This window comes from Xanthomonas sp. WHRI 6108 (genome assembly GCF_040202385.2).
Classification (GTDB): domain Bacteria; phylum Pseudomonadota; class Gammaproteobacteria; order Xanthomonadales; family Xanthomonadaceae; genus Xanthomonas; species Xanthomonas arboricola.
This window is the reverse complement of record NZ_CP168198.1, coordinates 4,309,591-4,334,132: the sequence shown is the minus strand read 5'-3', so window position 1 is coordinate 4,334,132 and position 24,542 is coordinate 4,309,591. Positions and strand designations below refer to the sequence as shown.

The following is a 24,542-nucleotide window of genomic DNA, read 5'->3' as shown; positions in this document are numbered from 1 at the left end:
TGGCTGGTGTGTACGGATAATCTGTACCAAGACGTCAGCCGATAACGCCAAGCGTATTTCCACAAAGCGGTGGCCTTCAGAAGATGCGGCCGTATTGTCCTGCAGGTCATCGAAATGCCTTCGAAAGCAGGCACTACAGATGTTTCAGCGATCGCTATTTCTGGCTGGCTGTGCGAAACGCAGTACCTGCGGCCATGTCGATGCACGGGCGCTTGAACGATGCTCGACGCGGCAACGCAGGTGGACGACGCCAGCATGACCACAAGGTCATTGACGCACTGACAGTGCAGACGTGCGATGCAATCCATCCGCAGCCAGCCGGGCTGCAGCCCTCAACACTCAACACTCGAGCGTCATCGATGAAAGCTAGGCCGGCACGCCGCTACCAACGTCAACCACGCTCACCCGCCGTGTGTGCCCAAGGTACGTGCGCCGGTCAATATCATGCGCAGCATCTGCGAGATCTGTTCGATCAGCTCGGGATCCTTTTCCGGCGGCGAGTCCATCGCCACCGCGCCCATCGCAAACACCAGCCGGGTGATCGCCTTGGACACCAGCGCCGGTGCATGCAGCTTGGCGTTGTCGGCGGCGGCCAGGCGGATCAGGTCCACCCGCAGCTCGTCTTCGAAATAGCTGAGCTCGCGCTCCACCGCCTGCTTGAATGCATCCGAGCCCACCGCGCCTTCGCGCAGCAGCACATGCAGCAACTTGTCGTCGGCGCGCAGCTGCTCCATGAAGGCTTCGACCGACACGCGGATGACGCTGCGGTCGGTGGATGTGGCGCGCTGGCGGGCCTGGCCGATGATGGTGCGCAACGAACGCCCGGCCAGATCGATCAAGGCCACCGCCAGCTCGTCCATGTCGCGGAACTGGCGATAGAAGCTGTTCGGCGCGATGCCGGCTTCGCGTGCCACCTCGCGCAGGCTCAGCGTGGACAGGCTGCGATGCGGTCCGATCAGCGACAGCGCCGCGGCGATCAGGTCCTCGCGTGAAATCGCCGGCTTGCGTGACGGCGGCGCGTCTTGGGAAGGCAGGGCGATGGAGGTCATGAGGCAGCAGCTAGGCGTGGGCCTGAATCATAGCTCCTCTGATCGATATACAACTGTATACACGGCTGTGCATGCATGCGTATAGTGCGATCCATGAACCTGGCATCTCCTCCCAAGTCCAAGTCCCCATTGCCGACGCGTCTGGCGCGCCGGCTGGTGTCGCCGCAGCTGTTCGACTTCTGGGCGACCCGGCTCAACCCGCTGTGGACGCTGGAACGGCCGATGGCCCGCTTGGTCGCGCGCACGGCAGCCAGCCGCGACGCGGTGACCCTGGTGCTGCGGCCTAATGGCCACTGGCAGGGCCTGCAGGCCGGCCAGCACGTGAGCCTGGGCGTGGAGATCGACGGCCGCCGCCTGCTGCGCAGCTACAGCCCGACCGTGCTGGCCGATGGCCGCCTGGCGATCACCGTCAAGGCGATCGAGGGCGGTCTGGTCAGCCGCTACCTGGCCGGCGCTGCGCCGATCGGGACGGTGGTGTCGCTGGATCCGGCCTTCGGCGACATGCTGCTGCCGACCACCCCGACGCCGCTGTTGCTGCTGGCGGCCGGCTCGGGCATCACCCCGATGCGCGCGCTGCTGCAGGCCGCCGCGCAGGCCGGCATGCTGATGGACGTGGACCTGCTGTACTGGGTGCGCCAGCGCGACGAAGCCTGCTTCGTCGACGAATTCGAGGCGATGGCCGCCGCCCATCCGCGCTTGCGCGTACGGCTGCTGACCACCCGCGAAGGCGCCACGCCGGCGGCGCGCATCGATACCTATCCGTTGCAGCAGATCGCCGATCTCTCCAGCCGTCACGTCATGGTCTGCGGGCCAGGCGGTTTCGTGCAGGCGGCGCGAGCGCGCCTGCAGGGCCGCGTGGCCGCGTTCCAGGCCGAAGCCTTCAGCGTGCCGACGCTGGAAGACGGCGAAACCGGTGATGTGCAGGTCCAGCTGTCACGCAGCGGCCGTACGCTCAGCCTGCCGCGCGGCCAGTCGCTGCTGGAAGGGCTGGAAGCGCAAGGCCTGCGCCCGAAGTACGGCTGCCGCATGGGCATCTGCAACAGCTGCGCCTGCGCGCGCCAGTCCGGCACCACGCGCCACCTGTTGACCGGTGAGCGCAGCAACGAACCCACCGCACAGGTCCGCCTGTGCATCAGTGCCCCGAGCACTGACCTGATCCTGGATCTGTAAGGAATCTTCATGAGCCGAGTCCATAACCACGCCCTGTCCGCTGCCGAACTGCAGTCCTTCGGCGACGAGCTCGATGCCATCCGCGCCCGCGTGCAGAGCCAGGTCGGCGCCGCCGATGCGCGTTACATCCGCCGCATCGTGGCGGCGGTGCGCTGGACCGGCGTGGCCGGTCGCGCGCTGCTGTTCCTGGGCGCGTTCGTGCACAGCGTGCTGATCCCGGCCTGGATCGCCGGCGTGGTGCTGCTGACCCTGTCCAAGATCCTGGAGAACATGGAGCTGGGCCACAACGTCATGCACGGCCAGTACGACTGGATGGGCGATCCGCAGCTCAACGGCAACACCTACGAGTGGGACATCGTTGCCACCGGCGACAATTGGCGCAAGACGCACAACTTCAAGCACCACACCTATACCAACGTGCGCGGCATGGACGACGACATCGGCTACGGCCTGCTGCGCATCTTTCCCGAGCAGCGCTGGCGCCCGTTCTACCTGCTGCAGCCGTTCGTGGCGGTGTTCTTTGCGCTGCTGTTCGAATGGGGCGTGGCAATCCAGGACCTGCGCCTGGGCCGCTGGTTCGCCGGCAAGATGAAGGCAGCCGAATTGCGCGCCTCGTTCCTGCCGGTCGGACGCAAGATGGGCCGCCAGATGCTCAAGGACTACATCGTGTTCCCGCTGCTGGCCGGCCCGTTCTTCCTGACCGTGCTGCTGGGCAACCTGGCCGCCAACGTGCTGCGCAGCATCTGGACCTTCGTGATCATCTTCTGCGGCCACTTCACCGCCGATGCGGAAGTGTTCCCGAAGGAGTCGATCCGCAACGAGTCGCGCGGCCATTGGTATCTGCGTCAGCTGCGGGGTTCCTCGAACCTCACCGGTGGCAAGCTGATGAACGTGCTGTCGGGCAATCTGAGCCACCAGATCGAGCATCACTTCTATCCGGACCTGCCGGCCAATCGCTACGCGCAGATTGCGGTCGAGGTGAAGCAGGTCTGTGCGCGCTACGGCCAGCACTACAACACCGGCTCGCTGCCGCGTCAGTTCGGCCAGGTGATGTGGCGGATCGTGCGGCATGCGTTCCCGAGCCGGCCCAAGCCGGTACGCCGCCAACGCGAAGGCGCCTTGCAAAGCGCCTGATCGAAAGGGCCGCCATTGGCGGCCTTTTTTTTGGGGTGCAGTCAGTCCCTGCAGGATCGCCACACGAGATTGCACCTTGCCGGGTGCTCGGCATTGGTGCTTGCGGCAGGGGTGAACGCAAAGCGGTAGCGCCAGCTCGGGCAGCACGCGTTCGGGCAATTTGAGCTTGCGTGCGGGCGAGATCAGTACCTGCGCTGCGATTCGAGCATGCCGTGCGCGCACAACGTTTATCGTGGTGCCTGGATTGCCGTGGCTGTTGGTCGACTGCGCGTCCTGACGGTCCAGGTCAGTGCAGGGCGCCGTCCCGGCGCCGGTCAGTGCGCAGCGCCGCGCATTAGTGCGTGGTAGGCGATGAAGCCGGTAGCCGGCAGCGCGCGCGAGAACAGCCAGCCCTGCGCCAGATCCACGCCGTGCGCGCGCAGATAGTCCAGCTGCTCCTGCCGTTCCACGCCTTCGGCAATGGTGCGCAACTGCAGCGTCTTGGCCATGTCGATGATGTGCGAGGTCACCGCGCTGGTGGCCGAATGGGTGCCGATGGTATCCACGAACGACTTGTCGATCTTCAGCGCATCCAGCGGCAACCCCTGCAGGTACTGCAGGCTCGAGTACCCGGTGCCGAAGTCGTCGATCGACACCGTGTGGCCGGCACCGCGCAAATGGGTGATGGTGGTGCGTGCCGCTTCGATGTCCATCAGGCTGCGTTCGGTCGCCTCCACCCACAACTGCCCGCTGTCCACACTAGTGCCATGCAGCGCCTGGGCAAGCACGGTCTGCACACGGCCGCTCTTGATGTCCTCGGCAGAGACATTGATGGCCACGTGCAGGGAGGGGTCAGCCGCCAGGGTGGGGCCGAGGTCGCGGATGACTTCGGCCACCACCAGGTCGGTGATCGGCAGGATCAAGCCGCTTTCTTCGGCCAGCGGGATAAAGGCATCGGGCGGGATCAGCACGCCATCGGGTTGCTGCCAGCGTACCAGCGCCTCGGCACCGACGCAGGCGCCGGTGTCGAGCGCGATGATCGGCTGGTAATGCACGACGAACTCGTTGCGCTGGACGGCGATTTCCAGCCGTGCCAGCGGCGACAAGCGCCGCCGCGACACCCAGATCACCAGGCTGACCAACAGCAGCGCCAGCGCAATGCCGACCGGTACCACCTGCAGCCGCGCGGCCGCCAGCGGCCCGCGCAGATAGGCCGCCGGCTCGGTGACGACCGCGGCCCAGTCGCCGCGGCGGTCGCGGCCGGACAACACCTGGGCATCTGCGCCGGTGCCGGAGGCGTCGGTCGGCGCTGCGATCAGCAGCCGCTCGGCGGCAGTGCCGGTGCTGCTCAGGATCTGCCCGTCCGGCGTGCCGATCGCCAACTGCAGGCCAGGCGGTAGATTGATGTCGGTCAGCGTGGTCGGATTGATCAGGACGTTGTAGTCGCGCAGCTGTAAGGCCATCAGCGGGTGTTGCGGATTGGCCAGCGGACGCAGCCGCGTGGTGACCGCAATGCCACGCTTGACCACGAAGTCGGCAGCGGTGTGCGCAACCGCCTGCGGCGATGGCCCCCATGAGGTACAGCGCAACCGGCCCTGCTGCATGTAGCCGAGTTCGACGATGTAGTGACTGGCCAGTACCAGTGCGCGCATCTGCGCCAGATGCGACTGCGAGCAGGGCGGCAGCTGCGATGCGCCCATACTCAGGAGCGCGCCATGGGCCTCGTCGAAGGCAGTGTCGGTGCGCCGGATCGACAGCGCCGCGAGTTGCGCGAGTTTGCTCTCCTCGCGGTCCAGCGCCAGCCGCCATGCCAGATAGTAGGACAGGCTGATCGGAAGCATTGCGCCCAGCAATACCAGCAGCACGGTCAGACTGATGATGCGTTGACGCTTCACCTCACCACCCACATCTGCGTGGAGGGGGTGCTCACGCACGACAGCCCGTGCAGAGCGACGCTGACGCGTATCGCCCCGCCACTGGCGCAGCCTGCCGGTGCCGCACGCGGACGTGCCGCGCGAGGACGCTGGAGACAGTGACGGTGGACTGATGAGGCTGCACGTCGCGAATGTACGACAGACGCGCGGGTTGCGCGCGTCCGCGGAGCGAAGCAGACGTGATTTTCTGCAAACGACGATGCCGGCAAGTGTGGCAATCGGCCTCGTCAACGGATTCACGCGCCTGCACCAGGCGGCGCGCTAGGGTCGAAGTGTCTGTGCTCCCAAGCGGGAGCCACGGCGCCACCCGGCCCCGTGCAAGGCACTCTCCCTGGAGGAATTACCATGACAACGCAGAAAGAACGCGTCGGCGGCACCGATGCGGTGCCGATCTTCAAGATGCAGGAAACCACCCGCGATGGCGAACTGACCAAGTACGTGGTCGGCGACACCGGCGTCGCCTTCGACAGCCTGGAAGGCGCGCAGGCTGCGGCCAAGGATCTGGGTGCGCTCGACAGTTGAGTCGGGCTGCAGTCCGGTCGCCAGTCGTCCAATATCAGATAGGCGAGGGGGGTAGGTCGAGGGTGCGGCGCCCTCACCGCTTGCGGGACACGCCGTGAATCCGTCCGTATAGGCTCCTTGGCGGCATTGATGCCGCCAAGGGTCCCGCAACCGGCGGGGGTCCGCACTAGCAAGTTGGTCGGCCGCTTTCTCGAAAGCGTGTTCCTGAGCTTGCGGCGGGCAGACGAGACGTTTGTCGATTGCGTGTTGAACACCTGTGTGCTGCGCGGCTTGGGATGGGAAGCCGGGGGCACATGCAGTGACTCCGACCAACCATGTCTTGCCCTGCTTGCCCCATGCACACCGACCATCTCGACTGGACCTTGGCTGCCTACCGTCGCGGGACCTTACGCGGCACGGATGCCGCGTAAGAGCCTACAGGCATGTACTTGCAGCGTGTCCCGCGATGGTGGGCGGGCAAGGGCCCTGCAGCCAGGCCACAGATCAGCCGCTCTAGAGTTGGTCTGGCTCTACGGTCGAGCTATCCGCAACCCCGATCCCCAAAGACACAAGCCATTCGCTGGCCGAGGAAGCGTGCCCAGGCGAGAAACGTTGAAGGCTGCTTTGTCGGCTTGGCGTCGCTGTCAGGGAAGTGGCTGCTCGGTCAGCCGCCCGGTGTGCGGGGTGTGGATCAGCGGGGCCAGATCGAAGCCCTGCTCGCGCGCATGCGCCAGATAGGCCTGGGTGGTGTTTTCGTCCAGTTGCGGCAGCCTTGCCAGCAGCCACAGGTACTTGCGGTCGGGTCCGCCGACCAGCGCGGCGGTGTAGTCCGCATCGATGCGCATCACCCAGTAATCGCCTTTGGTGAACGGAATCCAGCGCAGGCCTTCGGGCAGGAAGGTGACCTCCAGTCGTGCATTGCTGTCGTCGATGGCGCGCGCCTGCCCGATCGCTTCTTCCAGCTCGCCCTCGGCGGTCAGGCAGCGGTTCTGCACCCGCACCGTGCCATCGTCCTGCAACGAATAGTGCGCCGACACATCGGTGCAATCGGCATCCTCGAAGCGAATCGGCAGCCGTGCGATTTCGTACCAGGTGCCCAGATAACGATTCAGATCCAGGGACGGGACGGTGACTAGGTCGGGAAGTCGGCTCATGACGGCCTCTGCGCAATGGGAAGGCGGACGTTGTACGTGCATCGCCATGAAATGGATGTTGCGACGCTGGAGAGAGCGTGTGGACGTATCGGCGAATGCTGTGCCGCCGGATGGAAGCACGCGCCCTGCCGACGAACCGGCAGCAGACAACCCTTCGATGGAGACAGCGATCGATCGCATTGCCGTCTGGAATTCCTTAGCGTCCTAACGAAACTGCGCGGCATCGTCGTACGGTGGACCACTGCCACCACGTTGAGGCGTTTGGATCGGCGCTGCTACGCCGCGCTCGCCGTGCCGATGGCGCGATCCAGTTTGCGGTAACCAATGGCCTCGGTCAGATGCCGGGTGGCAATGGCTGCACTGCCGTCGAGATCGGCAATGGTGCGGGCCACGCGCAGGATGCGATGCATCGAGCGTGCGGAGAGCTGCAAGTGTTCGATGGCGCGTTCCAGCAGCACCTGATCGTCGCCTTCCAGGCGGCAGTGGTCATCGGTCTGTGCCTGATCCAGGTGAGCGTTGGGTGCGCCGGCACGCGCAAGTTGCCGTTGGCGTGCGGCGACCACGCGGGCACGCATGCTGGTGCTGTCTTCGCCGGGATCGCCGCTGCGCAAGGCCTGCGGAGGCAGTCGCGGCACTTCGACATGCAGGTCGATCCGGTCCAGCAACGGGCCGGAGATGCGGCTGCGATAGCGGCGGATGCTGTCGCTGCTGCAGCGGCAACGCCCGCTGCCATCGCCGGCCCATCCGCACGGGCATGGGTTCATGGCAGCAACCAGCTGGAAGCGTGCGGGGAAATCCACGCTGCGCGCGGCGCGCGAGATCGTCACCAGGCCGGATTCCAGGGGCTCGCGCAACACTTCCAGCGTCTGCCGTTGCCATTCGGGCAATTCGTCCAGAAACAGCACGCCGTTGTGGGCCAGCGAGATCTCGCCCGGGCGCGGATGCGTGCCGCCCCCGACCAATGCGACCGCGCTGGCGGTATGGTGCGGGGCCCGGTAGGGCCGCTGACGCCAGCGCGCAAGATCCAGCCCGCGGCCGCTGACCGAGGTAATGGCAGCGGTTTCCAGTGCCTCGGCCTCGCTGGATTCCGGCAACAGGCCGGGCAGGCGCGAGGCGAGCAGGGTCTTGCCGCAGCCAGGGCTGCCGACCAGCAATAAATGGTGACCACCGGCAGCGGCGATCTCCAGCGCGCGACGCGCGTGCGGCTGGCCGCGCACATCGGCCATGTCGGGCAGCGCGCGCGCGCCGAGCGCCGGAATCACCACCTCGGCAGCGGGCGCCCGTTGGCTGCCGTTGAGCGCGGCGCAGACTTCCAGCAGCGTACGCGCGGTGAAGGCCTCGACGTGCCCGGCGACAGCCGCTTCGGCACCATTGACTAGCGGCACGATCAGCCGCCGCCCGGCCTGCGCGGCAGCCAGGGCGGCCGGCAGCACGCCATCGACGCCGCGCAATTCGCCGGTCAGCGCCAGCTCGCCGAGAAACTCGTAGTCGGCAAGGGTTTGACGATCGATCTGCCCGCTGGCGGCCAGGATGCCGAGGGCGATCGGCAGGTCGAAGCGGCCGCCTTCCTTCGGCAAGTCGGCCGGGGCCAGGTTGATGGTGATGCGCCGGGCGGGAAATTCGAATTGTGCGCACAGCAGCGCCGCACGCACGCGTTCGCGCGATTCGCGTACCGCAGCCTCGGGCAGGCCCACGATCTGGGTGGAGGGAAGCCCGCCGGAGAGATGCACCTCCACCCGGACCTCAGGTGCATGCACCCCCACGCGGGCACGGCTGTGCACCAGCGCCAGACTCATGGTGGACGGCCCCGGTCAGGGAGCGGCAGGTGGCGCTGTGGGCGGCGTCGCGGGCGCACGGGCTTCCAGCGCGGCGACGGCTTGCTCCAGCGCCTCGAGTTTTTCGCGCGTGCGCAGCAGCACCGCGCGCTGCACGTCGAACTCTTCGCGGGTGACCAGGTCCAGCTTGCCCAGGCCGGCCTGCAGCGCGCCCTTGAAGGTGCTCTGCAGTTCTTCGCGCGATTGGCGCAGGCCTGGCGGCACCAGGTCGCTGAGGCGGCGGGCGAGGTCGTCGAGCTGGTTGAAATCGATCATGGGTGTTCTCCGCAGGTCCGTAGGAAGCCTAGTGCAGGCCGGGACACGCGGGACATCGGCAAGGCAGTCGGCAGGCGGTAAGGATAGTCCCATTCGACTGTCGGCCGCGGTGACGGCCGCGCGCCACGGGGTGAGTGTTACGGCCGTCCACGGTATGCTGCCAGCCCTGTCATGCCGCTGGATCCGCACCGATGAAAATGATCATGGCCATCGTCAAACCGTTCAAGCTCGACGATGTGCGCGAAGCGCTCGCCGGCTGCGGGGTGGCAGGCATCACGGTCACCGAGGTCAAGGGCTTCGGGCGCCAGAAGGGGCACACCGAGCTGTATCGCGGTGCCGAATACGTGGTCGATTTCCTGCCCAAGGTGAAGATCGAAGTGGCGGTGACCGACGACCAGGCCGAGCGCGTGGTCGAAGCCATCGTGACCGCGGCCGGGACCGGCAAGATCGGCGACGGCAAGGTGTTCGTCTACGACCTGGGCAGCGTGGTGCGCATCCGCACCGGCGAGCTGGACAGCGACGCGCTGTAAGGCGTCAGCGGGCAGCGCCTTTGGCCGCTGCTGCGCCGTTGGTACTCAGGCGATTGGCCGATTGCTGAGATACCGCACCCGTCATCGCCCGATTGCCGCGACACAGCGCCACGGCGTCCACCACTGCGTCGTGGGTCACCGTTCGCCGTGGGTAGGCGGCATCTGGAATCGACGGCCGACGCGTCTGCGAGACGGTGCTCCGTGCGCAACCTCATCCGGGGCAGTTGGCCCGCGACATGACCCGAGCGGTACCACGCCCACGCGTGTGCTCATACCATTTCAATACCGCAGATCAAATCCGGCGCCTGAGGCCAGCAGCGGCCTCAGCGTTGTGCCGTCACGCAGCCTGCCGTTCTGCTCTGAGGAAATGTCGTGAGGCCGGGCCCGCTTGTCGCCACGCGACGACTTGCCTACTCTAGGGCCTAATACCATTTCAATACCGGAGTTCGGGGATGAAGCGACGCGATAGGAAGTCGGGCTTGCGCCCGCTCTCGCTCTGGCTGGCAGCGGGCCTGGCAGCGGCAACCGTCCCCGCGCTGGCACTGCCAGTCACCCAGCCGGCGATCTTCCCCACGCCGGTTTCGATCACGCTGCAGGGCGGCACCGTCACGCTGGGTCAGTCAGTGGTGCTGGTGGCGGCGCCGGGTGCGGATCCGGAATCGGTCGCGCTGGTACGCCGCATCCTCGCTACGGCCGGCGTCACCAAGATCGCCACCGCGGCGCGTCTGCCAGCCACGCTCGACCGCCCGCACATCGTGCTCGGCACCGGTGAGGCGGCAGTGGTGCGCGATGCGCTGACACGCAGCAAGGCGGTGCAGGACACCCACAAGGAGGGCTATACGCTCGCCAGCGTGGCGCTCGGCACCGGCAGCCTGATCACGCTGGCCGGCCATGACAACGACGGGCTGTTCCATGCGGCGCAGACGCTGCGCCAGCTGGTCGAGCGCCCGGCCATTCCGACCCTGGCGATCCAGGATCATCCGGCGATGCCGATCCGCGGCACCATCGAAGGCTTCTACGGCGCACCATGGTCGATGGCCGACCGCAGCAAGCACATCGCGTTTCTCGCCCGCAGCAAGGCCAATACCTTCATCTACAGCCCCAAGGACGACCCGTACGCGCGCGATCGCTGGCGCGAGGCATATCCGGCCGCGACGCTGAAGGCGCTGGGCAAGCTGGCGGCCACCGCCAGGCGCAACCATGTCGACTTCGTCTATGCGATCTCGCCGGGGCCGTCGGTGTGCTTCTCCGATCCGGCCGATGCCAAGGCGCTGCTGCGCAAGTTCGATGCCTTCCGTGCGCTGGGCGTCCGCAGCTTCTACGTGGCGCTGGACGATATCGAATACACCAAGTGGAACTGCGAGCGCGACAAGACCACCTTCGGCGCGTCCGGCGCGCAGGCGGCCGGTATCGCGCAGTCGCATCTGCTCAACCTGGTGCAGGCCGATCTGGTCGCCCGCCACGATGCAGCCTCGGAGCTGATCATGGTGCCGACCGAGTATTACGACGCCAAGGAAAGCCCGTACAAGGAAGCGCTGCGCAAGCATCTGGACCCGAAGATCGTGGTGCAGTGGACCGGCACCGACGTGGTGCCGCCAGCCATTTCCATTCCCGATGCACGCGCGGCGACCAAGGCGTTCGGTCGCAAGACGCTGCTGTGGGACAACTACCCGGTCAACGATTTCGAAACCTCGGCCGGGCGCCTGCTGATGGCGCCGTATGCGCGGCGCGAGGCCGGCCTGTCGGCGGAGTTGTCCGGCATCGTCTCCAACCCGATGAATCAGGAAGTGCCCAGCCGGGTCGCGGTGATGGGGCTGACCGCCTTCGCCTGGAACGACAGCGGCTACGACGCCCAGCGCACCTGGCATGCGGCCGCACGCGACCTGGCCGGTGGCGACGCGCAGGTGACCGCCGCGCTGCTGACCTTCTTCGATACCCAGCATCTGGCGCCGACCTTCGGCAGCCAGCCGTGGCAGGAACAGGCGCCGCGGCTGAAGGCGGTGCTCGACCAGGTGCGCGAGACGATTGCCTTGGGCGATGCGGCAGCGCGCAGCCAGGCCATCGCCGAGCTGGCGCGTACGGCCGACGCGTTCGCGGCCGCGCCGCAGACCATTCGTGCAGGCGTGGCCGACAAGGGCTTTGCAGAACAATCGCGCCCCTGGCTGGAGGCGATGGAAGGCTGGGGCCGCGCGCTGCAGCAGACCGCAGCCGGGCTGGATGCCGCCAATCGCGGTGACGCGCAGGCAGCAGTTGCGTTTGCCGATGCCAAGCGGATCGCCGCCGACGCTGCGGCGATCCCCTCGATCCCTGGCGCCACGCGCTTCGGTGGCCCGGTCAAGATCGCCGATGGCGTGCTGGACCGCTTCGTCGCCGACGCGCCGCAACTGATCGCCTACCGCGCGCCGTCGGCAGCCAAAGCGGCCGGCGCGCAGTGAGGAGCCGGGGCGGCGACCGGACGACCGGCTAGCCGCCTGGAGGGCGCCGCCGGTGCGCTGCGTCGGCGTGTACCCCTGTCCCCGGCGATTCCTCCCGCGCCGTTGGGCACAGCCTGTCGATTGCTCGCCAGGAAGATCGGCGCACGGTGGCATCGGGATGCCCAGGCTTGCAGCCCGGTGGGAGTGGCCCGCGTCGCCGGATCAGCACGCGGGACGCAGATCGATATACGTTGTTGCGCAGGTGCCAACGCCGGTGCTGAATGCAGGGCGCGGTTGCACGTCACCGGCTAGGCATCGCGCCCGGCGCGCGCTGCATTAGCGGCGGGTGGCCGTGGCCTGCCGGTCAGCGGGTTTCAGTCGGCACTGGTTGGCTGCGCATCGCGCTTCAGGTGCCGATACAGCCGCTTCCAGCTGCCGCGGATGGTGCGTACCCAGCGCGGCTCGGCGCTGCGTGCGGCCTCGTCGGCGGTCGGCGCGATCCCGGCCAGGCGCTGGCGCATCTTCTGGAAATTGGCCAGGTCGCTGCGCTGCAGTTGCCGCGCCAGCGTGCCGCGCCGCAACCAGCGCGGGAAGCGCCAGGCCGAGGTGAAATCGATCAGCACCGGCACGCCGGCACTGATCACCACATTGGTGCCGTGCAGATCATTGTGGGTGATGCCGACGGCGTGCAGGCGGCGCAGCGCCTGCTGCAATTGTTGGAACACTTCCTGGCCGACCACCGCACTGGCGCTGAGGGTGTCGCCGGGGATGAACTCCATGCCCAGCGCCAGCCCGCCCAGCGTGCCGAGCAGGGCCGGCGCGTGCCGCCAGCCGTGCAGGCGGGCCAGCATCTTGGCCTCGTGCCGCACCATCAGCCGCGCGATCGGCGCCAGCAGCGTACGGCGGTAGCGGCTGTAGTCCTTGACCACCGCCAGCTGCCCATCCAGATGCGTGCGATAGACGTTGGGCTCGAGCAGCCGGGTGCCCTGCTTGAGCAGCACGGGCGTGACGATTTGCAGGCTGGAGGTGTCCAGCGGCTGGTAATGCATGGCAAGTCTCCGGACCTTGGCGGCGCGGAGGAATCACGCGTCTGGCAGGTTCACGATGATCGCGGGGGATCGGTCCGGTGAATTTTAGAACTTGCGAGTACTGGAATTACATTTGTTTAACAAATGTAATGTTCCGGAAGTGGAACGGCTTTAAGAATCAATAGGTTGCCGCGTCTGCTGCGGTCAATCTTGTCGATACGTCCTTACGACCCGCTGCCTGCAGCGGGCGTGCGTGGAGCGCAGCGCACGCCGTACCCGTCGGCAGCAGCGCTTCTCGGGGCGGCCGGCCGCGCACTATGCGCACCGATGGTCAGCGATCACAGCCCTTCTTGACAGCTGCTGAGACTCGATTCACTGTGCCGGCTGCGGTCAGGGGGCTGCATCACACGTCAGTACCGGCACGTCCACGCGGACGATGCCTGAAGCCGAGTACGCGCACGATCCGGTGATGCTGGGAAAGCCCCCGAATGGGACAGCAACTGCGCCACTTCCGGACGCCGCCAGGTCATGCCTGCGTGCGCATGGATGCGGGGACGATGGAGGACGACTCATTGGGGAATGCAATGAAAAGGACCGCAACATGGCTGTTGGCCTGCACGGCGCTGGGCTGCGTTTCCGACGCGGCCGCACAGTCGTTGTCGCGTGGCTGGGATACCTATCGGCAACAGCAAAAGCAGCAACAGGCCGCTGCACAGAGCGGCGCAGCGCAGCTGGCGACGCCAGCGGCATCGAGCACTGCACAAACGAACGACGACGCGCTGCAGTCAGCCGCAGCCAATGGTAGTTCCACAGCTGGACCTGCCGAAGCCACCACCATCGCTTCTGCTCCATCCACGGCCGTGGCGCCGTCGCCGGCTCTCGCGTATGGGTCGGCGACGCTACGCGAGGAAGAGCAACGTCTCAAGAGCGGTGTCTTTCTTGGTGTGCAGGGCGGTCAGGGGAAAGTATACGAAGGCATCGATCAGGACATGCTCGGCTTTAATGCCGGCTATCGCTGGCGGGCAGGCCCGGTGACCCTGATCGGCATCGAAGCGGCGGTGGGAAAGCTGGCCCGCATCAGCGATCACGAGGACTCCTACGTACCCGGCGTGGAATTCGGCAGTCTGGGCGGCACCGCGCGTTTCAACTTTGGTGACAGTCCACTTTTCGCTGTGGTACGCCTGGGCTATTGGTCGGCCAATTCCAACGGCGAATCGAATGAGCGCGTGTCAGGTGCGTACGCGGGTGCCGGCTTTGGCGTAGACATTGGCCGGCACGCCAGTTTGAGCGTGTTCTATACCAACTATCTTTATGCCAACGACTATTACTACTCCGACGAAGACATCACCATCAATCGTGCCGAAGTGTTGAACGTTGGCGCTGAAGTTCGCTTCTGACCGGTTGCTTGATCAAAAGTGCGTAACGACAGGGCGGATGGTGGCATCCGCCCTGTCGTGTTTGGAGCGTGGAGAGCGCTGAATCCTTGGATGAACCGAGGCCTGCAGCGCGTGCGATGCCGCAACCTGCATGCTGGATGTGGTGTCATACAAGACAACGCTGCGGCGCAGGCGATCACGACGAGGAAGGTATGGAGGTCTTTACGCAATTCCTGACCGATGAGCAGGATCCGGTGGCCGTGGGCAAGATCCTGCCCAAGGTGAACGAGCTGCTGACGCGGGACGAGCAGGTCGAGTACATCGCAGTGCAGAAGAAAATGGTGGTGAACCTGTCGCCGGCCGCGGTGGTGCTGACCACTCGCAGATTCATCGTGGTGCACCCCACGCTGTTCGGGATGACGTTTCGCGATGTCCCCTGGCGCGAGGTGCTCGACGTGCACATGAGCGAGCAGATGCTGGGAGCGACGATCATGTGCCGCACCACGCAAGGCGGCTACCTGTCCATCGACAGCCTGCCCAAGAAGCAGGCCCGGCGGGTCTACGCCTATGCGCAGCAGGTGGAGGAATCGGCCTACGAAAAGCGCCAGCAGCTGGAGTTCGACAAGTTGCGCGCATCGGCAGGTGGCGTGGTGGTGCACGCACCCACCGCGCAGGGCAGCGCGTCCTCGTCACCGCAGAGCACGGCAGCGGCCGCGGACGATCCGATCCAGGTGCTGAGCAAGCTCAGGCAGCTGCTGGATGCGGGGCTGGTGACCCAGGAAGAGTTCGACGCCAAGAAAGCCGAGGTGCTGGCGCGCTTGTAGGGCGCTCGGCACAGTTGCCTGGCCTGGCCGCGATTACTGGCGCGCCGCCCGCATCCGCTGGCGGCGCGCTACGATGCGTAAGCCGCGCTTACTCGCCCAGCGCCTTGGCCACGAACGGCGGTGCGACCAGCACGCCGGTATGCAGGTGCGCGGTGTAGTACAGCGTCTCGAAGCCCTTGGCCTGCGCAGCGTCCTGGCGGAAGGCGAAATCGGCGTTGGCCTGCTTGCTGGCCATGGTCACGCTCCACCAGCCGGTCGGGTAGCACGGCTGCGGGAACGGCAGGGTCTTGAACGACTGGAAGCCGGCCTTGCCCATTTCGGTGCGCATTTCCTTGATCAGCTCCAGCAGCGCCAGCGGCGATTCGGACTGCTGCACCAGGATGCCGTCGTCCTTCAATGCCTTGAAGCAGCTCTCGTAGAAGGCCTTGTTGAACAGGCCCTCGGCCGGACCGACCGGGTCGGTGGAATCGACGATCACGATGTCCACGCTGCCGGCCGGGCAGTTGGCCATGTAGGCCACGCCGTCGTCGAACAGCAGCTCGGCACGCGCATCGTGGTTGGAATCGCACAGCTCGGGGAAGTACTTCTCCGACATGCGGGTGACCTGCTCGTCGATGTCGCACTGGGTGGCGCTTTCCACGCCCGGGTGCTTGAGCACCTCGCGCAGGGTGCCGCAGTCGCCGCCGCCGATGATCACCACGCGCTTGGGCGCGGCGTGGGTGAACAGCGCCGGATGGCTGATCATCTCGTGATAGAAGAAATTGTCGCGGCTGGTCAGCATCACCGCGCCGTCGATCAGCATCAGCTTGCCCCAGTCGGTGGTCTGGTAGATCTCGATCTTCTGGAACGGGGACTGCACCTCGTCCAGCTTGCCGCTGATGCGGAAGCCGATCGCCGAGCCGGTCGGCTGGAAATGTTCGATGTACCAGTTGTCGTTGGCGCTCATGCAAGGTCCTGAAAGATGGGGCTGTTCCTTCTCCCACTTGGGAGAAGGTGGCGCGAAGCGCCGGATGAGGGTCGGGCGCAGCCGCGCACAGGCAAGCTGCTGGCGGCCATCCCGAACCCCCGCCAACCCCGCTCCAATCAGGAGCAGGGCGTGAAGTCGGCGCGGATTGTAACGGACCCTGCGCGTGCCAGGCGTTACACTTCACGCCCTTTTTGCCCCAGCCGAGTCAGCGAAATGAGCGATTGGTCCCTCGACCAAGCCCGCAAGACCTATTCGATCCCGCATTGGGCCGACGGGTATTTCGATGTGAACGACGCCGGACATGTGGTGGTCACGCCGACCAGCGACGGTCCGTCGGTGTCGTTGCCCGAGGTGGTGGACGCCGCGCGCGCAGCTGGCGCCAAGCTGCCGCTGCTGGTGCGTTTCCCGGACATCCTGGGCCAGCGCCTGGGCAAGCTGCAGGCGGCGTTCGCGCAGGCGCAATCCGAATGGGACTACGCCGGCGGCTACACGGCCGTCTACCCGATCAAGGTCAACCAGCATCGCGGCGTGGCCGGCACGCTGGCCAGCCACCACGGCGACGGCTTCGGCCTGGAAGCGGGCAGCAAGCCGGAGCTGATGGCGGTGCTGGCGCTGTCGCGTCCGGGCGGGCTGATCGTCTGCAATGGCTACAAGGACCGCGAATACATCCGCCTGGCGCTGATCGGTCGCAAGCTCGGCCTGCAGACCTTCATCGTCATCGAAAAGCCCTCCGAGCTGAAGCTGGTGCTGGAGGAGGCGCGCGCGCTGGACGTCAAGCCGGGTCTGGGCGTGCGCATGCGCCTGGCCTCGCTTGGCGCGGGCAAGTGGCAGAACAGCGGTGGCGACAAGGCCAAGTTCGGGCTGTCGCCACGGCAGGTGCTGGACCTGTGGAAGACCCTGCGCGACACCGAGTACGCCGACAGCCTGCAGCTGCTGCATTTCCACATGGGCTCGCAGATCTCCAATGTGCGCGACATCGCCAACGGCATGCGCGAGGCCACGCGCTACTTCGTGGAGCTGTCGCGGCTGGGCGCCAGGATCAGCCATGTGGACGTCGGCGGCGGCCTGGGCATCGATTACGAAGGCACGCGCTCGCGCAGCTATTGCTCGATCAACTACGGCCTGCATTCCTACGCCAGCAACATCGTGCAGCCGCTGGCCAGCGCCTGCGAAGAGCACGGCCTGACCCCGCCGCGCATCGTCACCGAATGCGGCCGCGCGATGACCGCCCACCATGCGGTGCTGATCGCCAATGTGTCCGAAGTGGAGCAGGCGCCGGAAGGTCGCGTGCCGGACGCACACGACGACGAGCCGGCAGCGATCCGCCACCTGCGCGAGATCCATGACGAGCTCGATGTGCGCCCGGCGGTGGAACTGTTCCAGGAGGCGCAGCACTTCCATGCCGAAGGCTTGAGTGCGTATGCACTGGGCCAGATCGACCTGACCCACCGCGCGCGTATCGACGACCTGTTCTATGCGATTGCGCATGGCGTGCGTGCACGCCTGAGCTTCGACGAGAAGAGCCATCGCCCGGTGCTGGACGAGCTCAACGAGCGGCTGGTCGACAAGTACTTCGTCAACTTCAGCGTATTCGAGTCGATTCCGGATGTGTGGGCGATCGACCAGGTGTTCCCGATCGTGCCGATCGAGCGCTTGAACGAAGCGCCGCAGCGGCGCGGCATCATCGCCGACATGACCTGCGACTCGGACGGCATGGTCAAGACCTACGTCGAGAACGAAAGCCTGGACAGCTCGATGCCGCTGCACACGCTGAATCCGGGCGAGAGTTATCGCATCGGCTTCTTCCTGGTCGGTGCCTACCAGGAAATCCTGGGCGATATCCATAACCTGTTCGGCGATACCGATGCGGTGGAAGTGGCCGTGGACGGCGATGGCTATCGCATCGCGCAGCAGCGCCGCGGCGATACCACCGATGTGATGCTGGACTACGTGGGCTATCAGCTGGACACGCTGCGTGCGACCTATGCCGAGCGCATCGCCGCCGCGCAGCTGTCGCCCGAGCGCGCACAGGAATTGAGCGATGCGCTGGAAGCAGGGTTGACCGGTTACACCTATCTGTCCGACGAACCGTTGGGCTGAGGCACTGCGCGCTGCGGGGGCCGTGGCGCGCCATGCTGTTTTCACCCTGGCGCGCACTGCATTGACGCGACGGCCCGCAGCATCGCTGCGCGGCCGTAATGTGGCGTAACTCATGTTCATGATCCGGTGCCATCGCTGGACGCCATGGTTTCTATGCGCCCTGGCCGAGCCCGGTAACGCATTGCCTACAACGACGGCGTGCCACGATCAACGCCATCGGCCCAGCCAGGGCCAGGCAATCACCAGCAACAGCTGTGCATACGTGATCGCCTCAGCGTGGCAGTGACAATCAAGTAACCGTGGTGTGACCGCACGGTTGCAGACGGCATTGCAAAAAATCACTGTATTTTGCGAAGTGGTTGCGCCGGCAATGCAATAACGTCAACGCCATTGCACACAATGGTCTTAATACATACGGCCATGGGCGCGGCGCAGGCCATGCAAAATTCCAGGAAAAAAAGCCTTCATCGGCTGCGGTGCGATGCATGGCCGTCGGTTCGGTAGCGCGCAACCGCCGGAAAACGCGCGCTGTGGGCATATGCATCCAGAACATTAGTTGAAATCACACTTCGGCAAAAAATTTTCGTAGGCGACGCGGATTTCGTGATTTTTGCACGGTTTATCGCGGTGGCTAATTGTTAGTGTTTGTTTAACTTGTCGGGAAACAAGTGCTTTTAGCAATGTCGTTGCACGTCGTGGTAGCGACGCTGCACGTCGCTTCGTGGTGCGTTCCCATTGTGCGTTTCCATCGTATATCGCCGGCATGCGTTGGCGGTCGTCGGTGTCTCTTACCTCACGTTCTCAAGGCCAGGTGCTGATCCGGCGTCCCACTGACCGCATTGCGGACATGGCGCACCGGGCGACTGCGCGCCACACAAGAAGGATGCACGCAATGCACACTGACGACTCTCCGGTGTTTCCCCTGACCAAAGCGCAACGCGGCCTGTGGGTGGCCAGCAAGTTGCATACCGACAACACCTTGATGTTGTCCGAAGCCCTGGAAATGTTCGGCCCGCTGGATCCGCAGCTGCTGATCCGCGCCAGCATGCAGCTGACGCGCGAATTCGACACGCTGCGGCTATGCATCGCCGAGCACGACGGCGTGCCGCATCAGGTGGTCCTGCCCGAATACACCGCCGCGATTCCGTATTTCAACGTCAGCGAAGATCCTTCCCCGCGCAACGCCGCCGAGCATTGGGTCGACGAAGAAATCCGCAAGCCGGAAGACCTGCAGAATGGGCCGTTATGGCATTGCGCGGTGTTCCGCCTTGGCGAAGACCACCATATGTGGGTGCAATGCGTCAGCCATCTGGTGATGGATGGCTATTGCGCCTCGATCATGATGCAGCGCATGGCGGTGCTGTATAACGCCTACGCAGAAAACATCGAGCCTGAGCCTGCGCAATACGGTAGCGCGCTGTCGCTGATCGAGCTGGAACAGCAGTATCGCGACTCCGATCGTTTTCAGCGCGACCGCAGCTACTGGATGCAGCAGCTGGCCGATCTGCCGCCGCCGGCGACCCTGGCGCGTCCGGGCAATCACCTGTCGACCGGCTTGTTGCGTGGCACCGGACAGTTCTCGCCGCAGCAGGTGGTGCGGCTGCGCGCACTCGGCAAGGACTATGGCGCCAGCCTGCCGCAGATGCTGATTTCGCTGATCGCCGCGTACTACTACCGCTGCACCGGTGCCGAGGATCTGGTGCTGGCCATGCCGGTGACCGGCCGCATCAATGCGCGCTACCGGCAGACCGCAGGCCTGGTGGCCAATGTGATTTCGCTGCGCCTGAAAATGGATCCGCAACAGCCGGTGCATGCGCTGTTCGCGCAGGTGTCCTCGGTGGTCAGGCATGCGCTGCGCCACCAGCAATACCGCTTCGAGGACGTGCGCCGCGATCTGGGCATGTTCGGGATCGATCAGAAGTTCGCACGCCTGGCAGTGAACATCGAAGCCTTCGACTACGCACTACGGTTTGGCCAGGCCTATGCGATGCCGCATAACCTGTCCAACGGCCCGGCCGACGATCTGACCATCTTCTGCTACGAGCGCGGCGACGGTGCCGCGTTGCGCTTCGATCTGGATGCCAATCCGGCGCTGTACGACAGCGACGAGCTGGCCGAGCACTGCCGCCGGCTGACCCATCTGGCCGATGCGGTGCTGGCCGATCCGGAATGCGCGCTGGGCCAGATCGATGTGCTGGGCGATGCGGAACGCCGCCGCCTGTTGCAGACCTGGAACGCCACCGCCGCAGCGCTGCCGGAACCGGCCACGCTGCTGCACGGCATGCTGCAGCGTGCCGAGCTGATGCCGGCGGCAGTGGTGGTGCAATACGACAACCGCACCCTGGACTACGCCACGCTGTGCGAACTGGCCTCGCGCATCGCCGCGCAATGGGTGGCCGATGGTGTCCGCCCTGGCGACGTGGTCGCCATCGCGCTGCCGCGCAGCGAGCAATTGCTGGTGGCCCTGCTGGCGGTGATGTGGAGCGGGGCGGCGTATCTGCCGCTGGACCCGGAAAGCCCGGCCGCACGCAACCGGCAGATGCTCAACGATTCCGGTGCCATCGCGCTGGTCTGCGAGCCGGCGTTGTGCGAGCGCTATCTGCTCGGCGGCATGGTCTGGCTGGATCCGCGCCCGGCGGTGTTGCCGGCGGCGATCGCGCCGCTGGCCACGCCGGACGGTACGGCCTATGTGCTGTACACCTCCGGCTCGACCGGTGCGCCCAAGGGTGTGGAAATCAGCCATCGCAACCTGTTCAATTTCCTGCATGCGATGGAGCATGAGCTTGCGTTGCGTCCGCGCGACCGCGTGCTGGCGGTCACCACCATCACCTTCGATATCGCCGGGCTGGAGCTGTATCTGCCGTTGCTGGTGGGTGCGCGCGTGGTCATCGCACCGGCCGGCATCACCCACGATCCACGCAGCCTGTCGCGGCTGATCGCGCAGGAGCAGATCAGCATGGTGCAGGCGACCCCGTCGCTGTGGCGCATCCTGCTGGCCAATCAGGATCTGGCGCTGGACCGTATCCACGCCCTGGTCGGCGGCGAAGCCCTGGTGCCGGAACTGGCGACCCAGTTGCTGAGCCGGGTCGGGCGCCTGACCCAGTTGTACGGGCCGACCGAAACCACGATCTGGTCGACCATCATGCCGTTGCAGCTCACCGACGCTGCCGCCCCGCCGATCGGCAGGCCGCTGCTCAATACCCGCGTCTATGTGCTCGATGCGCAGCGGCAACCGCTGCCGACCGGCGCGATCGGTGAGTTGTACATCGGTGGCGCGGGCGTGGCCAAGGGCTATCGCGGCAAGCGCCAGCTGACCAGCGAGCGCTTTGTGCGCGACCCGTTCGCCGACGACGGCAGCAACATGTACCGCACCGGCGACCGCGTGCGTCAGCGCCGCGACGGCATGCTGGAATTCATCGGCCGCGCCGATGCGCAATTGAAGATCCGCGGCCATCGCGTGGAGCCGGCCGAAATCGAAAACGCCTTGCTGCTCCACTCGCAGGTGGCGCAGGCGGTGGTGGTCGGTCATCGCGATGGCGACCACGACACACTGCAGTTGCTGGCGTATGTGGTGGGCAAGCATGGCGCGACGCCATCACCCGAGCTGTTGCGCGCCCATCTGCAGCAGCGCCTGCCGGCGTCGATGATTCCCACCTTGTGGGTGCCATTGCAGGCACTGCCGCTGACACCCAATGGCAAGCTGGATCGCCGCGCCTTGCCCTCGCCAGGTGCGCTGCCGCAGCGCGCGCATGTGGCGCCGCGCGATGCGCTCGAACACCAGCTGGCAGCGATGCTGCAGGACGTGCTAGGCATCGAAGTGGTGGGTGTCGAAGACAACTTCTTCGAGCTCGGCGGCGACTCGCTGCGCGCGGCAGAAATGGCAGCACGCTTCCCGCAGACGTTCGGTGTCGAACTGCCATTGGGCACCCTGTTCCATGCGCCGACGATTGCCGGCCTGGCCGAGGTGATCAAGCGCAACGCGCAGACTCCGAACGACCCGCTCGGCGTGCTGTTGCCGCTGCGTGCGGGCACCCCGGGTACGCCGCCGCTGTTCTGCATCCACCCGGTGGTCGGCCTGGGCTGGTCGTATCTCACCTTGCTCGGTCAGCTCGATCCGCAGTGGCCGGTGTATGCCTTGCAGTCGCCGGGCTTGAGTGACCCGCAGCATCGCCCGGAAAGCATCGAGGCGATCGCGCGCGATTACTTGGCGCGGCTGCGCACGGTGCAGCCACAGGGGCCGTACCGATTGATCGGCTGGTCGCTGGGCGGCTTGATCGCCCATGCCATCACCGCCGAACTGCATGCGCTGGGCGAAGAAGTCGAATTGCTGGCGATGCTCGACAGCTACCCGCACCTGGAGCAGGCCGCGTCGCTGCCGGAATCGGAAAACGTGCGTGCATCGGTGCATGCGCTGGGCCTGCATCTGGCACCCGGCCAGCCGATGCCCACCACGGTGGCCGAACTGGCCAGCCTGCTGTGCGATCACTACGGCTTGAACGACTTGCCCGCAGTGCGTCAGCTGCTCGAGCAACGCCCCACATTGCTGGACGACATGGGCGGCATGACCCAGCACCACCTGCATCTGGCGCGGCGTCATCGTCCCAAGCCGCTGGACCAGGATGTGGTGTTCGTCGAAGCGAGCGTGCGCATGACCTCCGGCGGCGACGATACGGTGTGGGTGGATTACCGGCCGCAGGCCTGGCGCCCGTATGTGCGCAACCTGCAGCTGCATGTGCTGGACAGCGACCACCACTCGATGCTGTCGTCCACGCATGCGGCCACGCTCAGCGCACTGCTGCACGCGGCCACCACGAAAGCCGCACAACGCGATGGCAGCATCGCCACCGCCAGCGACGGGGTGGCCGAATATGCCTGAGTCTTCCGTCAACGCGGGACGCCAGCGCCCGGTGCTGATCGCCACCCTGGGCACGCATGGCGATGTGCGCCCGATCATCGCGCTGGGCCGTGGCTTGCAGGAGCGCGGTTACCCGGTGCGGGTGCTGACCAGTGCCAACTTCGAAGCGCTGATCCGCGCCAATGGGCTGGACTTCTTCCCGCTCAGCGGCGACCACCAGAAACTGCTGCAGGGCCATCCGGATGTCGCCGAGATGCGCGGTGGCTGGCGCGGCATCTGGGGCACCTTGCGCGCGCAGCTGCTGGAGTGGGCGCGCGACTGGGTCGAGCAGGGCCGCGCGGCCTGTGCCGATGCCGGCCTGATTCTCGGCGTCGGCAGCGCCAGCCTGCTGGCGCATAGCCTGGGCCAGGCCTACGGCCTGCCGGTGGTGTTCACGCAATTGCAGCCGCTGACCGCCTCGCGGCATGTGCCGCTGATGGTGATGCCCACCGTGCGCCTGCCCGGGCTGGTGAGCGTGGCGCTGCATCACGCGGTGCGCTTTGCCGGCTGGCAGCTGATGCGCCCGGCGCTCAACGGCATCGTGCGCCCGGCCTTGGGGCTGCCGGCATATCCGTGGAGTGGCCCCGATCGCAGTGCGCAGCGCGTGGTGTATGGCTACAGCGAGCATCTGTGCCCACGCCCGCCGGACTGGCCGGACCGGGCCCAGGTCAGCGGTTTCTGGCAGTTGCCGCAGCCGCAGTGGCAGCCACCGGCCGCGCTGCAGGCGTTTCTGCAGGCCGGCCCGCCGCCGCTGTATATCGGTTTCGGCAGCATGATCAGCAGCGATGCGGCCCAGCTCACCGCCACCGTCAAGGCGGCGGTGCGTCTGACCGGTCAACGCGCGTTGCTGGCCAGCGGCTGGGGCGGGCTGGCGGCCGCGGAAGACGCATCCGACGATGCCCAGCGCTTCTTCCAGCTGGAGCAGGCACCGCACGATTGGCTGTTTCCGCGGGTGTCGGTGGCCGTGCATCACGGTGGTGCCGGCACCACCGGTGCGGCGCTGGCTGCGGGGATTCCGTCGGTGGTGCTGCCGTTCGGCTACGACCAGCCGTTCTGGGCGCACTGCCTGGCCCAACGCGGCGTCGCCCCGCCGGCGCTTGCACGGGTCGGGCTGCAGCCGGAGACCCTGGCCGATGCCATCGGCCAGGCCAGCGCGCCGAGCATGCGCGCAGCGGCGCGCGCGCTGGGGCAGCGCATCCGCGAGGAGGACGGAATCGGCCGTGCGGTGGAGCAGCTGGAAGCCTGGGGATTGCTGCAACCGGCGCTGTCGGTGGCGCCGGCCGTGCGGATCGAGCAGGCCGTCGCGTGACACAGGCCGATGCGTGATGGTTGACGCTGTGGGGGAGCCACAGCGTCAACATTGGATTGGCTGCGGCAATGCGGCTGGCCTCACCGAAG

17 protein-coding genes are annotated in these 24,542 nt (G+C 66.2%); 10 read left to right on the top strand and 7 right to left on the bottom strand.

Annotated features, from left to right (window positions below; genetic code table 11):
- Positions 1-401 precede the first annotated feature (401 nt).
- On the bottom strand, positions 402-1,049 hold the full coding sequence (gene fabR / locus ABQ039_RS18210; RefSeq protein WP_016902665.1) for an HTH-type transcriptional repressor FabR: 648 nt from the start codon (positions 1,047-1,049) through the stop codon (positions 402-404).
- 93 nt (positions 1,050-1,142) lie between these two features.
- Between fabR and ABQ039_RS18205 the strand changes: the two genes are divergently transcribed.
- Positions 1,143-2,219, top strand: coding sequence for a ferredoxin reductase (locus ABQ039_RS18205; protein ID WP_349778494.1), 1,077 nt, complete (start codon positions 1,143-1,145; stop codon positions 2,217-2,219).
- 9 nt (positions 2,220-2,228) lie between these two features.
- Positions 2,229-3,353, top strand: coding sequence for an acyl-CoA desaturase (locus ABQ039_RS18200; protein WP_349778493.1), 1,125 nt, complete (start codon positions 2,229-2,231; stop codon positions 3,351-3,353).
- 314 nt (positions 3,354-3,667) lie between these two features.
- Here the strand turns inward: ABQ039_RS18200 and ABQ039_RS18195 are convergent, their stop codons facing one another.
- Entirely contained in the window at positions 3,668-5,227 is a 1,560-nt protein-coding gene (locus tag ABQ039_RS18195; RefSeq protein WP_102582067.1) for an EAL domain-containing protein, read from the bottom strand.
- A 384-nt stretch (positions 5,228-5,611) separates the two neighbouring features.
- Here ABQ039_RS18195 and ABQ039_RS18190 point away from each other — a divergent pair, with 384 nt between their 5' ends.
- A complete protein-coding gene (locus ABQ039_RS18190; RefSeq protein WP_349778492.1) occupies positions 5,612-5,788 on the top strand; it encodes a hypothetical protein in 177 nt (58 codons plus the stop codon).
- A gap of 623 nt (positions 5,789-6,411) precedes the next feature.
- Here ABQ039_RS18190 and ABQ039_RS18185 read toward each other — a convergent pair.
- From ABQ039_RS18185 to ABQ039_RS18175, 3 genes are all read right to left on the bottom strand, one after another.
- Positions 6,412-6,921 (bottom strand): lipocalin family protein, encoded by a 510-nt coding sequence (locus ABQ039_RS18185; RefSeq protein WP_065033484.1) that lies wholly within the window; start codon positions 6,919-6,921, stop codon positions 6,412-6,414.
- Positions 6,922-7,196: 275 nt separating this feature from the next.
- A complete protein-coding gene (locus ABQ039_RS18180) occupies positions 7,197-8,717 on the bottom strand; it encodes a YifB family Mg chelatase-like AAA ATPase (RefSeq protein WP_349778491.1) in 1,521 nt (506 codons plus the stop codon).
- A gap of 15 nt (positions 8,718-8,732) precedes the next feature.
- Positions 8,733-9,011 carry an accessory factor UbiK family protein gene (locus ABQ039_RS18175; protein WP_167764405.1) on the bottom strand — a complete coding sequence of 93 codons (279 nt, stop codon included), beginning with the start codon at positions 9,009-9,011 and terminating at the stop codon, positions 8,733-8,735.
- A 191-nt stretch (positions 9,012-9,202) separates the two neighbouring features.
- Here ABQ039_RS18175 and ABQ039_RS18170 point away from each other — a divergent pair, with 191 nt between their 5' ends.
- Positions 9,203-9,541 carry a P-II family nitrogen regulator gene (locus ABQ039_RS18170; protein WP_016904463.1) on the top strand — a complete coding sequence of 113 codons (339 nt, stop codon included), beginning with the start codon at positions 9,203-9,205 and terminating at the stop codon, positions 9,539-9,541.
- A 452-nt stretch (positions 9,542-9,993) separates the two neighbouring features.
- Positions 9,994-11,976: a beta-N-acetylglucosaminidase domain-containing protein gene (locus ABQ039_RS18165; protein ID WP_349778490.1), complete on the top strand. Its 1,983-nt coding sequence runs from the start codon at positions 9,994-9,996 to the stop codon at positions 11,974-11,976.
- Positions 11,977-12,329: 353 nt separating this feature from the next.
- Here the strand turns inward: ABQ039_RS18165 and ABQ039_RS18160 are convergent, their stop codons facing one another.
- Positions 12,330-13,004: an RIO1 family regulatory kinase/ATPase gene (locus ABQ039_RS18160; RefSeq protein WP_046344826.1), complete on the bottom strand. Its 675-nt coding sequence runs from the start codon at positions 13,002-13,004 to the stop codon at positions 12,330-12,332.
- 563 nt (positions 13,005-13,567) lie between these two features.
- Here ABQ039_RS18160 and ABQ039_RS18155 point away from each other — a divergent pair.
- Together ABQ039_RS18155 and ABQ039_RS18150 are read left to right on the top strand one after the other, a co-directional pair.
- Positions 13,568-14,380: a hypothetical protein gene (locus ABQ039_RS18155; RefSeq protein ID WP_349778522.1), complete on the top strand. Its 813-nt coding sequence runs from the start codon at positions 13,568-13,570 to the stop codon at positions 14,378-14,380.
- Between the two features lie 191 nt (positions 14,381-14,571).
- Complete coding sequence (locus ABQ039_RS18150; protein WP_102582063.1) at positions 14,572-15,183, top strand: PH domain-containing protein; 612 nt, start codon at positions 14,572-14,574, stop codon at positions 15,181-15,183.
- 88 nt (positions 15,184-15,271) lie between these two features.
- Here ABQ039_RS18150 and speE read toward each other — a convergent pair whose 3' ends face one another.
- On the bottom strand, positions 15,272-16,129 hold the full coding sequence (gene speE / locus ABQ039_RS18145) for a polyamine aminopropyltransferase (RefSeq protein ID WP_024939717.1): 858 nt from the start codon (positions 16,127-16,129) through the stop codon (positions 15,272-15,274).
- Between the two features lie 234 nt (positions 16,130-16,363).
- Between speE and speA the strand changes: the two genes are divergently transcribed.
- From speA to ABQ039_RS18130, 3 genes are all read left to right on the top strand, one after another.
- Positions 16,364-18,250 carry an arginine decarboxylase gene (gene speA, locus ABQ039_RS18140; RefSeq protein ID WP_046344820.1) on the top strand — a complete coding sequence of 629 codons (1,887 nt, stop codon included), beginning with the start codon at positions 16,364-16,366 and terminating at the stop codon, positions 18,248-18,250.
- Positions 18,251-19,199: 949 nt separating this feature from the next.
- The gene (locus ABQ039_RS18135) at positions 19,200-23,126 is read left to right on the top strand and encodes an amino acid adenylation domain-containing protein (RefSeq protein ID WP_374057873.1); all 3,927 of its coding nucleotides are present in this window, start codon (positions 19,200-19,202) and stop codon (positions 23,124-23,126) included.
- Positions 23,119-24,453: a glycosyltransferase gene (locus ABQ039_RS18130; RefSeq protein WP_349778488.1), complete on the top strand. Its 1,335-nt coding sequence runs from the start codon at positions 23,119-23,121 to the stop codon at positions 24,451-24,453. Before ABQ039_RS18135 ends, ABQ039_RS18130 begins: the two co-directional genes overlap by 8 nt.
- The last annotated feature ends 89 nt before the right edge of the window (positions 24,454-24,542 follow it).

Coding starts and splice junctions, on each gene's coding strand:
- ABQ039_RS18200 (WP_349778493.1), top strand. CDS start 2,229: ATGAGCCGAGTCCATAACCACGCCCTGTCCGCTGCCGAACTGCAGTCC.
- ABQ039_RS18155 (WP_349778522.1), top strand. CDS start 13,568: ATGAAAAGGACCGCAACATGGCTGTTGGCCTGCACGGCGCTGGGCTGC.
- ABQ039_RS18205 (WP_349778494.1), top strand. CDS start 1,143: ATGAACCTGGCATCTCCTCCCAAGTCCAAGTCCCCATTGCCGACGCGT.
- ABQ039_RS18160 (WP_046344826.1), bottom strand. CDS start 13,004: ATGCATTACCAGCCGCTGGACACCTCCAGCCTGCAAATCGTCACGCCC.
- ABQ039_RS18165 (WP_349778490.1), top strand. CDS start 9,994: ATGAAGCGACGCGATAGGAAGTCGGGCTTGCGCCCGCTCTCGCTCTGG.
- ABQ039_RS18130 (WP_349778488.1), top strand. CDS start 23,119: ATGCCTGAGTCTTCCGTCAACGCGGGACGCCAGCGCCCGGTGCTGATC.
- ABQ039_RS18170 (WP_016904463.1), top strand. CDS start 9,203: ATGAAAATGATCATGGCCATCGTCAAACCGTTCAAGCTCGACGATGTG.
- ABQ039_RS18180 (WP_349778491.1), bottom strand. CDS start 8,717: ATGAGTCTGGCGCTGGTGCACAGCCGTGCCCGCGTGGGGGTGCATGCA.
- fabR (WP_016902665.1), bottom strand. CDS start 1,049: ATGACCTCCATCGCCCTGCCTTCCCAAGACGCGCCGCCGTCACGCAAG.
- ABQ039_RS18150 (WP_102582063.1), top strand. CDS start 14,572: ATGGAGGTCTTTACGCAATTCCTGACCGATGAGCAGGATCCGGTGGCC.
- speA (WP_046344820.1), top strand. CDS start 16,364: ATGAGCGATTGGTCCCTCGACCAAGCCCGCAAGACCTATTCGATCCCG.
- ABQ039_RS18190 (WP_349778492.1), top strand. CDS start 5,612: ATGACAACGCAGAAAGAACGCGTCGGCGGCACCGATGCGGTGCCGATC.
- ABQ039_RS18175 (WP_167764405.1), bottom strand. CDS start 9,011: ATGATCGATTTCAACCAGCTCGACGACCTCGCCCGCCGCCTCAGCGAC.
- speE (WP_024939717.1), bottom strand. CDS start 16,129: ATGAGCGCCAACGACAACTGGTACATCGAACATTTCCAGCCGACCGGC.
- ABQ039_RS18185 (WP_065033484.1), bottom strand. CDS start 6,921: ATGAGCCGACTTCCCGACCTAGTCACCGTCCCGTCCCTGGATCTGAAT.